Source organism: Curvibacter sp. EU05-FHT14A10 (genome assembly GCF_058791075.1).
On the sequence record NZ_JBYTDE010000014.1, the window covers coordinates 36,703 to 48,635 of the forward strand.

Sequence of the window (11,933 nt, forward strand, 5' to 3'; positions counted from 1 at the left end):
ACGAACACGTGCCGTCCGCCTAATAAGCGATGCTGGCCTCTAGAGCAGCGACTACAAAAAGGAGCACAAATGAGCGGCATACCCCTTGCGTCATTGCGCAGCAACGTTCCTAGCTGCGATCAAGGTTCGCAGAGCCAAATGGATGTGAACTCCGGCGAGGTCGTTGACAGAGAACCCCATCCAGCTTTTGAAGACGGCGACCAGGTTTCCATACTTGGAAACTGTCAAGGATTCGCTGTTCTGCCCGCCAGCCAAGTGCAGTACTTTTATCGTGGGTACGCGCTGGTAGCCATCCCAGCAGTGGCGATGGCAGCCTTGGTCGGGATCGCTTATTTCGTGTTTGGGCTGTCGTTCTGAGGTCTCGCCGTCTGAAGCTCGATGCGAGATGGCGAATTTAGCACAAGTAAAGTCAATATCGCCAATGTACGAACAGGGCTACGTGTCGGTTAATAGAGGGATGGCATCCCGACCCAGTAACAAATACAAGGAGTTCCCCATGAGCCTGTCACAGCGTGCAGTTGCTTCACGCGAAGGACATTTCAGTGCTGTTCTTTCTGCCTGCGTTCAACATGGGGAGGTGCGGTATGTCTGAGGTCACGCCGCCGCCCGGTGCCCTGTTGCGTCCGGCGAAACTCGAAGACCGCTATCGGCTTGATCGCGGCCCCGCCTACATCAGCGGTTCGCAGGCCCTGGTTCGACTGCTGCTCAACCAGAGTGCGCGCGACCGTGCGGTAGGGTTGAACACCGCCGGATTTGTCAGCGGCTATCGTGGGTCGCCCTTGTCGGGTCTTGACCAGACTCTCTGGGGTATTCAGAAATTCCTCAAAGAAAGACAGATCGAGTTTATCCCGGGTCTCAACGAAGATCTGGCTGCGACGGCCTGTTGGGGAACCCAGCAATTGATGCAGCACCCGGAGGAGGCCACGGTAGATGGAGTGTTCGCCATGTGGTACGGCAAGGGGCCCGGCGTTGACAGAAGTGCGGACGCCCTCAAGCACGCCAACGCGGCTGGAACTTCTCCGCATGGCGGAGCCCTCGTGCTGGCCGCAGACGACCATACCGCCAAGTCGTCCTCGTTCGCCCACCAAAGCGAACAGTTGCTGGTCGCATCGTTCATACCTATCCTGTACCCGAGCAACGTGCAGGAATACCTTGACTATGGGATTCATGGCTGGGCGATGAGCCGCGCGTCGGGCCTGTGGGTGGGGCTCAAGTGTGTGGGAGACATCGTTGAGACCACTTCGATCGCAGACGTCGATCCGTTCCGGGTCGAGTGTCGGCCGCCCGAGGATTTCGAGGCGACGGAAGACGTCCACATCCGTTGGCCCGACGTGTGGGCGACGCAGGAGCCGCGGATCGTGCGCACCAAGCTGCCCTTGGCGCTGTCCTACTGTCGTGCCAACGGGTTGAACCGCATCGTAGCCAAGGGCGCAGGTTCCCGCATCGGCATCATTGCAGGCGGTAAGCCCTATAACGACGTGCGCGAAGCCCTGGGGATGCTCGGCATCGGCGAGCAGGATCTGGCCGCGAGGGGCATCGCCATTTTGAAGCTCGGCATGGTCTGGCCCCTGGAGCCGCAGATCATCCGCGAGTTTGCGCAGGGCCTCGACGAGATCTTCGTGGTCGAAGAGAAGAGGGCGCTGATCGAGCAGCAGGTCAAGGACATCCTCTACCCGCTTGCCGTAAGTGGCGAGAAAGCGCCTCAGGTCGTAGGTAAGTCCAGTGGTGGGCTCCAATGCGCGGAATTCGAGATTCCGCATGGACAGCGCCTTTTGCGCGGAGACTCCGAACTCGGGCCCGTGGACATCGCAGCGGCCTTGCAGGCGCGGCTTCATGCTGCGGGCATGGACGCATGCCAGGCCCTCCCCTACACGCCAGAAAAGGGAAAGCTCCTGGCGCCCCTCATGCGCACGCCGTACTTCTGTTCTGGCTGCCCGCACAACAGCTCTACTAAGGTACCCGAGGGTTCGCGCGCCTCGGCCGGGATCGGCTGCCACTACATGGCCAACTGGATGGATCGCCGTACCGAAAGCTACACGCACATGGGCGGCGAGGGTGCTCCGTGGGTGGGGCAAAGCCGCTTCTCCAAGCGGCCTCACATGTTCGCTAACATGGGCGATGGCACGTTCTTCCATTCGGGCTCGCTCTCCATCCGGCAGGCCGTGGCGGCAAAGACGCCGATAACGTTCAAGGTACTGTTCAACGATGCGACAGCGCTCACGGGCGGGCAGCCGCACGACGGACCGCTCACGGCACCAATGCTGACGCAACTGCTACATGCCGAAGGCGTGGCACGCGTCGTGGTCGTCAGTGACGACATCGAGAAATACAAGGGGCACGAAACAGCGTTTGCGCCTGGCACGACCTTCCATCACCGGCGCGATCTAGATGCCGTCCAGCGCGAGTTGCGCGAATTGCCCTTCGTGACCGCCTTGGTCTACGACCAAACCTGCGCCGCCGAAAAGCGACGCCGGCGCAAGCGAAACAAGTACCCGGATCCTCCGGTTCGCTACGTCATCAATCCGGAAGTGTGCGAAGGCTGCGGCGACTGCACCGTCAAGAGCAACTGCGTCTCCATCGAGCCGCTGGAGACGCCGCTGGGCCGCAAGCGCCAGATCAACCAGTCCTCCTGTAACAAGGACTACTCCTGTGCCGACGGCTTCTGCCCTAGCTTCGTGGCCGTGGAGGGCGGGGCCTTACGCAAGAAGCCGGTCGACTCCGGTGCCGGCTCTGAAGGGGATCCCGCCGCCTGGCCCGAGCCAGCCCATCCCCAACTGCCAGCGCTGCACACCAGCTACGCCGTACTGGTCAACGGCATCGGCGGCACGGGTGTGCTGACGATCGGCAACATCCTGGGCATGGCGGCGCACCTGCAGGGCCTGCATTGCTCCGTGATGGACATGGCCGGCCTGGCCCAGAAAGGCGGCGCGGTTTGGAGCCATGTACGCATCGCGGCAACGGCCGAAGGCATCTACGCGCCCCGCATACCGGACGCCGCCGCGGATGCGCTCATCGGGGGCGATTTGGTAGTGAGCGCACATCCGGATTCCATCAGCCGGTTGAAGCCTGATTGCCGCGCCATGGTGAACACCAATGTATCGCCCACCTCCGACTTCCAGCGTAACCGCGACTTCAGCATGCCGAACGAGGCGCTGTGGGCCACTATCGAGCAGGCGTGTGCAGAGGAATTCCTGACCAAGATCCCGGCCCATGACATCGCGGTGCGCTACTGCGGAGATAGCGTCTACGCCAACATGATCTTGTTGGGCGCCGCTTGGCAGGCGGGGCAGGTTCCGCTGTCGCACGATGCGCTGTGCCGCGCGATCGAGTTGAACGGGCAGGCGGTCGCGGCCAACTTGCGTGCATTCAAGATCGGTCGGCAGTACGTTGTGTCGCCAGAGCGGCTGGTGGCAAAGCCAGCTGCGGTGGTGCATTGGGTGGCAAAGGCAGGCAAGGAAGACGTGCAGGAACTGGTTCAGGACCGCCATGCGCGGCTCGTGGCCTATCAGGGTAGTAGCTATGCCCAGCGGTACGATGACTTTCTGCGTACTGTGCGCTCGTCCGGTTCTGCCAAGCCCGTCGGCTACGAACAGGCCGTCGCCAAGAATCTCTTCAAGCTGATGGCCTACAAGGACGAGTACGAAGTGGCGCGCCTGCATTCGTCTCCTGAACTGCGCAAACTGATCGAAAGCCAGTTCGATGGAGAATACAAAATTGGGTTTTCCTTGGCGCCCCCACTCTTTACTCGTCGCAACTCGGATGGTCTGCTCCGCAAGCAACTGTACGGCGGATGGATGGCGTCGGCATTTGGAATCCTTGCGAAGCTGAAGTTCCTTCGGGGTACGTTGTTCGACCCGTTTGGGTACACGCATGAGCGTAGGACGGAGCGCGCGTTGATCGAGGAATACATGCAGGGTATCCAGGCGACGATGCCTTTCTTGGCGGCCAAGCAGAAAGAGTGTCTGGAGTTGGCGCGCATTCCCGAGCAGATCCGTGGGTTCGGGCATGTGAAATTGCAAGCCATCGAAGAGGCGCGTGAACGCCAGCGGGCCTTGCTGGAAGAGATCACTGGCAAGAACAATGCACCGATGACCAAGGGACATCGGTTGCAAGGAGCATCCACGTGAGCATGAAAGATACCGAATCCATCCAATGCAGTGTGCACGACGGCGTATGGCATCTCTGTATAGCTCGGCCTGAGAAGCGCAATGCGCTCACCATACCGATGTTTGCGGCCATTGCCGATGCGCTGACGGTCGCAGATCAAAGAGATGATGTGCGCTGTGTTCTGGTGACAGGGACGGGCGACGTGTTCTGCGCCGGCCATGACTTGAAGGCCTTCGACGAATGGCCTCAGCAGTCGCAGGATGCCGTGCCAACCTTCCTGCATGCCATCGCTGACGTAAGGAAACCAGTCGTGATTGCGGTGCATGGCTCCGCTACAGGGATCGGCGTGACTTGGCTGCTGCATGCCGACTGGGTGGTGACGAGTGCCGACACCGTCTTCCGGCTTCCTTTCGTCGACCTGGAAATCGCTCCGGAGGCGGCCAGCACGCTGCTGTTGCAGCGGGCCGTTGGCCTGCCGCGGGCCAAGCGCCTGCTCCTCGGCGGCGAGAAGTTCACGGGCGCCGAGGCATGCGATTGGGGACTTGTCGCAGAGATATCGCCCGCGGCAGAGATCGGTGCGCGGGCCTGGGAGCGTGCAAAGTTTCTCGCTGCGAAGGATCCCATGATTCTTCGTCGCATCAAGGACTGGCTGCATCCCAGCAGCGAATATCACCAACGCATTGATGAAGAGGTGATCGAAATCAACGCGGCCGTCGGCCGCCGTCGAAAGGCAATGGAGAGCACGCAATGAAACGCGCACACATCGTTTACGCGCACCCTGAACCGAACTCGTTCGTCGCGGCCATGCGCGACTTGACCAAGGAAGCCTTGGAGAAAGATGGCTGGCAGACGAGTGTGACCGATCTGCAGGCCATTAACTTCAATGCTGTGGCCAGTGCGGACGATTTTGGTGCCAGGTCACGCGAGGACTATCTAGTCTATCCATTGGAGCAACGTCATGCCTGGCAAAACCAGACCATCGACCCACAAATTGCCGCCGAGGTCGAGGCCGTACGCAATGCGGATCTGCTTGTGCTGGTGTTCCCCATCTTCTGGTATTCGGCACCAGCTCAACTCAAGGGTTGGATCGACCGGGTGTTCTTGTCTGGGGTTTTCTATGGAGGAACGCGTGTCTATGACCGCGGCGGCATGCGCGGCAAGCGCGCGATGATCGTCGCATCACTGGGGGGGCGCGACTACATGTTTGGTCCCGGCTCGATCCATGGGGACTTGAAAGACATGCTCAAGCACTTGCTGCAAGGCACGCTGGGATATGTGGGCTATTCTGTACATGAGCCGTTCTTTGCGTATCACGTCCCTTACGTGGACGATACAGAACGAACGGGCATGCTCATGAAGCTCTTCTATGCCCTGGAGAACATCGACAGCCGCCCGGTGCTGCCAATGCCCAGCCTGGATGATTTCGACGACCAGTTCCGGCCCAAAACGGCGCAGACTCCGTCAACCTGAGTCCGGAGTTGTTAGATGACCGAAATCATTGATGCATGGATGCAGCTGCCGAACAAGGCATACCTGCTCAACCCCATGTTCGATTCGCTGCGCCGATGGCCGACGGCATGGCGGACTCTGGCGGAGGACCATCCGGACATTTCGCACGACGAGGCCCTCAAGACGTTTCGCGAGCAAGGCGTCACGCGAGCGATCGCGAGTGCGTGGTGGGGACCGGCAGGGCCGATGATCACGAACGACGAAGTGGCCGCGGCGGTCAAGGTGAACGCCGGATACGTCGTCGGCGTTGCGTCTGTCGACATCAACAGGCCGATGGACGCAGTGCGGGAACTCCGCCGATGCGTCAAGCAGTTTGGTTTCAAGGGCTTGCGTGTTTTGCCTTGGCTGTGGGGGCTTCCTCCCGACGACCGCAGGTACTACCCTCTCTATGCCGAATGCGTCGAACTCGACATCACGTTCTGTCTGCAGGTGGGCCATGCCGGGCCGATGCGGCCTTCGGAGCCTGGGCGGCCGATCCCCTATTTGGACAACGTCGCGCACGAGTTCCCTGAACTGCGCATCGTCGGTGGGCACATCGGATTCCCATGGGTGAACGAGATGATCTCGCTCATGATGAAGCACCCGAACGTATACGTCGACACCTCGGCCTACAAGGCTTCCCGCTTCCCTCAGGAAATGGTGGACTACATGCGCGGGCCCGGAAAGCGCAAGGTGCTTTTCGGCTCCAACTTTCCGATGCTGACCCCAGCAGAATGCCTGAAGGACGTCCAGGCGCTGGAACTCGGAGACGATGTACTCACCCTATTTCTTGGAGGGAATGCGCGTCGCGCGTTCAACCTGCAAGATTGATTCCACTGGCCGCATTTTGCTTAACAACTGAAGGAGACTCACATGGCATGGGATATCGAAGTCATTGATGAATGCGCCGTCGTGCGCATGAACACCAACAAGGTCAACGTCCAGAACGATCAGTTCTTTGCCGACCTGCATGCAGCATTCGATCGCCTCGAACGCGAATTCAGCGAGCTCCCCGTCGTTTTGACGGGGCAGGGTGATGCGTTCTCGGCTGGTATTGACTTCCAGTACAGTTTCGAGATCTTCGGAAGCGGTAACCTCGATAAGATCCGCGACTGGTACAAGGCCTACCGCGAAACCAATCTGCGCATCTTCCGGTACCCTAGGCCTACGGTTGCGGCTATCAACGGCCACGCCATTGCCGGGGGCCTGATCACTGCCCTGGATTGTGATTTCCGCATCGCGGCCCGCAAGACCGCGAAATTCGGTCTCAACGAAGTGCCCATTGGCATTCCGATGCCGGCGGCCTATGTGGAGATCATCAAGTACGCTCTTGGCGACAAGGTGGGGGCGCTGACCACCTTGCGCGGCGAGTTGTACGGTCTGGATGAGGCCGAGCGACTGGGGTTCTTTCATGAAGTGGTGGAGCCGGGACAACTGCTGTCCACGGCCATTCGCTACGCGCGCTGCATCACCCCTGACTGCAACGTCGCCTATGCGATGTCCAAGAAAGCACTACAGGATGCAACCAACAAGCAGATTGACGAGCGCACTGTTGCTCTCGATGCTTTGCTGCCGAACGGTATGAGCGACCCTGGAAACCGGCAGGCCCAAGATCGCCGTCGGCAGGAAATCATGCACAAGCGCAAATAAGGTCGTGCGTCGGGGCTACTTGTGCTGCCGCGCAATCGCCGTCTGGATCAGCGGCATGTGACCCTGTACCAGTTCCAGTACCGCTCAGAAGTAGAAACTTCCGGCCTCTCTGACATCGCAGTTGCTGCCTGCAGGCAGCAACGGCGGGCGAATTCAGCGGGTGTGGCCCACTCCAGCGCAGAGTGGGGACGACTCTCGTTGTAGTACCTGCGCCACGTTTCGATTTTGGTCTGCGCATCCGCCAATGACAAGAACCAACTCGCGTTCAGGCACTCCTGCCGCAGTCGACCATTGAAGCTCTCCACTGCCGCGTTGTCTGTCGGTTTGCCTGGCCGGCTGAAGTCCAACTCAACGCCGCGCTCGTAGGCCCATTTGTCCATCACCTTGGAGATGAACTCGCTTCCGTTGTCTGTCTTGATCGTGCCTGGTAGGCCACGTTGGACACAGACGTCGCTCAGCGTTCGCACGACATCTTCCCCCTTCAAGCTCTGGCCAACCGCGATGGCCAGGCACTCCCTGGTGAACAGATCTACGACCGTCAGCATGCGCAGCTTTCGGCCATCAAACAAGGCATCGACCACGAAGTCCATGCTCCAGATTTCATTCATGGCGTGGGCCAACTGCTTAGGCTGGCGTAACTTGGCCGCTTTGTTGCGCCGCGGCCTTTTCAGGCGCAGCGACAGACCTTCTTCCCTATACAAGCGGTAGACCCGTTTGACGTTGTCCCTGTGGCCCTCGCGGCGGAGCATCACGTGCACCCGGCGGTAACCGTAGTGCACCCTTGTGTCGGTGATCTCCTTGATGCGCATCTTCAGTGCCGACTCGTCCTTCTTGACCGCTTTGTACAGGTAGGTCGAGGTCGACATCTTCACCACACGCAACGCATTGCGTTGGCTGCATCCAAAGCGCTGCATCAATTCGGGCACCAACGCGCGCCGCTGCGAAGGCCTCAAAGCTTTTTTGCAACGACTGCCTGCAACATCGCCTTGTCCAGGCTCCGATCGGCCACGATCTGCTTGAGCTTGCGGTTTTCCTCTTCGAGTTGTCGCAGTCGACGCAGCTCCGAGGGACCCACGCCTGCGTACTTCTTACGCCACACATAGAACGTCGCATCGCTGATGCCCATCTTGCGGCAGACCTCCTCAACGCTGATGCCCATCTCAGCTTGCTTGGCGCAAGCTGAGATCTGCTGGAGAATCCGCACGAAACTCAGCACGCTCGCATGAACATGAATACAGATCCGCTTGATTCTTTTCTTTCCCGGTCGTCTTGGATGGCAGCACTGACCGAGGAAGAAGTGAAGCGTGTGCGATGCGCTATCAGGGTGCGCAGCTTTACCGCTGGCAGCGTTGTATTTGGGCGCGGCATGCCGACAGCACATTGGGCCGGTGTGATCCATGGCATGCTCAAGCTCGATAACATCACTGAAGAGGGCAAGATCAGCACTTTCGCGGGCGTTCCCTCGGGCGCCTGGTTTGGCGAGGGATCAGTGCTCAAGGACGAGCCTCGGCCTTACGCTGTTACGGCGCTCACCGACAGCGTGGTTGCTATGTTGCCACGCGATGAATTCCTGAGGCTTTTGTACGAGAGCCATCTATTTGCGTTATGGCTCATTGGACAGCTCAATGCACGACTAGCGCACTACGTGGCGCAGGTGCAGACTGATCGGCTGGGCGATACCACGGCGCAGGTCGCATACAGCTTGTCTGGGCTATTCAACGACGAGCTGTTCCCCAACACATCGAGGCTCATCACCCTGTCACAAGAAGAATTGGGACGCCTGTCAGGAGTTTCACGCCAAGTGGCCAACCGGGCGTTGCAAGAGTTACAGGACCGTGGCGCGATTCGCCTGGGTTATGGCTCCATCGAGGTGATCGACCTGAAGGAACTACAAGCCATCGCAAGGGAATGATGATCGCTCAGTTCGACGGCTCGGATTGAATGCGCGCTAGCTTTGTGATGGCCTCGCGGCTGCCCGCCATCTCGCGCAGGCGAAACTTTTGGATCTTTCCCGTTGCCGTTCGGGGCAGCGTTCCGAACAAAATCTGGCGCGGACATTTGAAACGTGCCAGATGCCTGCGACAAAAGTCAATGAGTTCTTCAGCGCTCACACTCCCCACGGCATCGGGCCTAAGCTCCACGAAGGCGCAAGGTACCTCTCCCCATCGTTCGTCGGGCTGAGCCACCACGGCTGCAAGAAGCACTGCGGTATGGCGATGCAGCACATCTTCCACCTCCACCGACGAAATGTTCTCACCGCCAGAGATGATGACGTCTTTGGAGCGGTCGGTGATTTGCAAGTAGCCGTCGGGGTGCAGCACCGCGATGTCGCCAGTGTGGAACCAGCCGCCCGCAAAGGCCTTGGACGTGGCCTCAGGGTTCTTTAGGTAACCCTTCATCACGGTGTTGCCGCGCAGCATGATCTCGCCTGCGGTCACACCATCAGCTGGCACGGGCTGCAGGGTCTCAGGGTGCATCACGCGCAAATGCTCCAACGCTGCAGCGCGCACGCCCTGGCGGGCCTGCAACTGTGCGCGTCCGTCCTCCGACAAGGCCGCCCAACCAGGCTGGCGCACGCAACTGACGGGCGTACCCGAGACTTCAGTGATGCCATACACGTGGTCGACATCGAAACCCATGGCGGCGATAGCCTGCAGAATGGCGGCAGGCGGCGGCGAGCCCGCCGTAAGAACGCGTACAGGGCGCGGCAGTACGATGCGCTCATGTGCAGGTGCATTCGCAAGCATGGCCAGCACAGTGGGCGCGGCGCAGAAATGGTCCACGCCATGCTCGGCAATGGCATCGAAGATGGCCTTGGCCGTGACCTTACGCAGGCACACATGCGTGCCTGCGGCCGCGGTAATGGCCCAGGTGAAGCACCAGCCGTTGGCGTGGAACATTGGCAGCGTCCACAGGTACACAGGGTTGCGCGGCGTGGCCCAGTCGATCAACTGCAGCATGCTCATTAGGTAGGTGCCGCGGTGGCTGGGTACCACGCCCTTAGGGTCACCGGTGGTGCCTGAAGTGTAGTTTAGCGCGATGGGGTCCCATTCGTCCTCAGGCCACACGCCTTCGAACGCGGGGTTGCCTTCGGCCAGCAGGGCTTCGTAATCGAGCGCGCCGAAGTTTGGCTTTGCAGGTAGGCCTGCATCGTGAATCGCGACCATCAGCGGTGGGTGAGCTAGGCCCGCGACGGCCTGCGCCGCGAGCGCGGCGAATTCGCTGTCCACCATAAGGATGCGCGCCTCACCGTGGTTCAGGATGAAAGCGATGCCCTCGGCGTCGAGCCGGCAGTTAATTGCATTGATGACCGCGCCGCACAACGGGATGCCCAGGTGCGCCTCAAGCATCGCCGGCGTGTTGGGCGCAATGATGGCCACAGTGTCGCTACGTTGCACGCCGCGCTGTGCCAGGGCACTTGCCAGACGGTAGGCGCGCTCACGCGTCTGCGCCCAGGTTTGCCTGGTACCGGTGTGTACCACTGCGATTCCTTCGGGGTGTACTAGTGCACTGCGGTCCAAGAACCCCAAAGGGGTGAGCGGCAAGTAGTTGGCGGATGTTCGTTCCAGACCACCCTTGTAAGGGCTGCGGGATGGGCAGTTTGGTGTACTTAAGGTCATGCTGTTGTCTCCACAGATGCTATTCGTGATGGGTGGTGAAGGATTCGACGCTTTCGCGTTCAGTTACCAGCGTGTTTTCGATGCCTCCCGGGTCGGCGTAGCCCAGGCTCATGCCACAGACCACCATCTCGGTATTGGGGATACCCAGCTCGGTGTGGATGATCTGGTGAAACTTGGTGAACGCCACCTGCGGACAAGTATCAAGACCGCGTGCGCGGGCCGCCACCATTAGGCTCTGGAGGAACATCCCGTAGTCCATCAGGCTACCGGCCTGCAGTACCCGATTCACCGTAAAGATCAGGCCCACGGGCGCATCGAAGAAGCGATAGTTGCGGCCATGCTGGGCGTGCATGCGCGCCTTGTCACCCTTAGCAATGCCGAGCAGGCCATAGAGATCCCAGCCCACCTTGCGGCGCCGTTCCACATAGGGTGACACCCATTCAAGCGGGTAATACTGGTAGGGCTCGGTGAGACCTACAGATGCTTCACCATTGTTGTCCACGGCAGCGATTGCAGCGCTCAGCCGATCTTTGGCGCCGCCCGTGAGCACGTGTACGCGCCATGGTTGGGTGTTCATGCCAGATGCCGCGTGGCGTGCCACGTCAAGGATGGCATACACCTCACCCCGACCTACCGGCGTGGGCAGAAAGGCGCGTATGCTGCGCCGAGAGACGATGGCCCAGTCCACTGCCTGGCGTAGCGGTAGGGCCGCGAGAGGTGGCGAGCCGGGGGAGCGGCAGGAAGGCGGGATGGGATGGTTGGGCAAGGCCACTGGTAGGTCTGAGCAGTTCATGGCGGAATGCTATGCATGGCGGCCGCGCGAGACTGTCGACGCGATGACATTCCTGGACCCCCGGACTGGCATTCACCTTTGTGAGATGCACCTCTAGCGACCAACTGGAGAATGACGGATATGAAGAAAAGCAGATTCAGCGAGGAACAGATCATTGGGTTCCTTCGACAGGCGGAGGCAGGCATGCCTATCAAGGAACTCTGCCGCAACGGCGGCTTTAGTGATGCGACTTTCTACAAGTGGCGTGCCAAGTTCGGCGGCATGCAGGTCTCGGA

The 11,933-nt window shown here is 60.1% G+C and carries 11 protein-coding genes; 8 read left to right on the top strand and 3 right to left on the bottom strand.

Annotated elements, in window-relative coordinates:
* Positions 1–69: 69 nt before the first annotated feature.
* The 6 genes from AC3WUT_RS22700 to AC3WUT_RS22725 all read left to right on the top strand — a co-directional run bounded on the left by AC3WUT_RS22700 (position 70) and on the right by AC3WUT_RS22725 (position 7,245).
* Complete coding sequence (locus AC3WUT_RS22700; protein WP_492349349.1) at positions 70–357, top strand: hypothetical protein; 288 nt, start codon at positions 70–72, stop codon at positions 355–357.
* A gap of 227 nt (positions 358–584) precedes the next feature.
* On the top strand, positions 585–4,127 hold the full coding sequence (locus AC3WUT_RS22705; RefSeq protein WP_492349447.1) for an indolepyruvate ferredoxin oxidoreductase family protein: 3,543 nt from the start codon (positions 585–587) through the stop codon (positions 4,125–4,127).
* A gap of 2 nt (positions 4,128–4,129) precedes the next feature.
* Positions 4,130–4,858, top strand: a complete 729-nt coding sequence (locus tag AC3WUT_RS22710; RefSeq protein WP_492349448.1) for an enoyl-CoA hydratase-related protein — start codon at positions 4,130–4,132, stop codon at positions 4,856–4,858.
* Positions 4,855–5,577 (top strand): NAD(P)H-dependent oxidoreductase, encoded by a 723-nt coding sequence (locus AC3WUT_RS22715; protein WP_492349350.1) that lies wholly within the window; start codon positions 4,855–4,857, stop codon positions 5,575–5,577. Before AC3WUT_RS22710 ends, AC3WUT_RS22715 begins: the two co-directional genes overlap by 4 nt.
* Before the next feature lie 15 nt (positions 5,578–5,592).
* Complete coding sequence (locus tag AC3WUT_RS22720; protein ID WP_492349351.1) at positions 5,593–6,426, top strand: amidohydrolase family protein; 834 nt, start codon at positions 5,593–5,595, stop codon at positions 6,424–6,426.
* A gap of 42 nt (positions 6,427–6,468) precedes the next feature.
* On the top strand, positions 6,469–7,245 hold the full coding sequence (locus AC3WUT_RS22725; RefSeq protein ID WP_492349352.1) for an enoyl-CoA hydratase/isomerase family protein: 777 nt from the start codon (positions 6,469–6,471) through the stop codon (positions 7,243–7,245).
* A gap of 47 nt (positions 7,246–7,292) precedes the next feature.
* On the opposite strand, the gene AC3WUT_RS22730 is transcribed toward AC3WUT_RS22725, so the two are convergent.
* Positions 7,293–8,404 (bottom strand): IS3 family transposase gene (locus AC3WUT_RS22730; protein WP_492349449.1). Its coding sequence is split into 2 segments (ribosomal slippage): positions 7,293–8,209 and positions 8,209–8,404, totalling 1,113 coding nucleotides; the frame shifts between segments, so codons are not numbered across the junction.
* Positions 8,405–8,467: 63 nt separating this feature from the next.
* Here AC3WUT_RS22730 and AC3WUT_RS22735 point away from each other — a divergent pair.
* Positions 8,468–9,157 (top strand): Crp/Fnr family transcriptional regulator, encoded by a 690-nt coding sequence (locus AC3WUT_RS22735; RefSeq protein ID WP_492349353.1) that lies wholly within the window; start codon positions 8,468–8,470, stop codon positions 9,155–9,157.
* Between the two features lie 7 nt (positions 9,158–9,164).
* On the opposite strand, the gene AC3WUT_RS22740 is transcribed toward AC3WUT_RS22735, so the two are convergent.
* Together AC3WUT_RS22740 and AC3WUT_RS22745 are read right to left on the bottom strand one after the other, a co-directional pair.
* Positions 9,165–10,865 (bottom strand): AMP-binding protein, encoded by a 1,701-nt coding sequence (locus AC3WUT_RS22740; RefSeq protein WP_492349354.1) that lies wholly within the window; start codon positions 10,863–10,865, stop codon positions 9,165–9,167.
* 19 nt (positions 10,866–10,884) lie between these two features.
* Positions 10,885–11,658: a nitroreductase gene (locus AC3WUT_RS22745; protein WP_492349355.1), complete on the bottom strand. Its 774-nt coding sequence runs from the start codon at positions 11,656–11,658 to the stop codon at positions 10,885–10,887.
* A 120-nt stretch (positions 11,659–11,778) separates the two neighbouring features.
* On the opposite strand from AC3WUT_RS22745, the gene AC3WUT_RS22750 reads away from it, so the two are divergent.
* A partial coding sequence (locus AC3WUT_RS22750) for a transposase (RefSeq protein ID WP_492349450.1) occupies positions 11,779–11,933 on the top strand: 155 nt, incomplete at its 3' end.

Coding starts and splice junctions, on each gene's coding strand:
- AC3WUT_RS22740 (WP_492349354.1), bottom strand. CDS start 10,865: ATGACCTTAAGTACACCAAACTGCCCATCCCGCAGCCCTTACAAGGGT.
- AC3WUT_RS22715 (WP_492349350.1), top strand. CDS start 4,855: ATGAAACGCGCACACATCGTTTACGCGCACCCTGAACCGAACTCGTTC.
- AC3WUT_RS22700 (WP_492349349.1), top strand. CDS start 70: ATGAGCGGCATACCCCTTGCGTCATTGCGCAGCAACGTTCCTAGCTGC.
- AC3WUT_RS22710 (WP_492349448.1), top strand. CDS start 4,130: ATGAAAGATACCGAATCCATCCAATGCAGTGTGCACGACGGCGTATGG.
- AC3WUT_RS22720 (WP_492349351.1), top strand. CDS start 5,593: ATGACCGAAATCATTGATGCATGGATGCAGCTGCCGAACAAGGCATAC.
- AC3WUT_RS22745 (WP_492349355.1), bottom strand. CDS start 11,658: ATGAACTGCTCAGACCTACCAGTGGCCTTGCCCAACCATCCCATCCCG.
- AC3WUT_RS22735 (WP_492349353.1), top strand. CDS start 8,468: ATGAACATGAATACAGATCCGCTTGATTCTTTTCTTTCCCGGTCGTCT.
- AC3WUT_RS22705 (WP_492349447.1), top strand. CDS start 585: ATGTCTGAGGTCACGCCGCCGCCCGGTGCCCTGTTGCGTCCGGCGAAA.
- AC3WUT_RS22725 (WP_492349352.1), top strand. CDS start 6,469: ATGGCATGGGATATCGAAGTCATTGATGAATGCGCCGTCGTGCGCATG.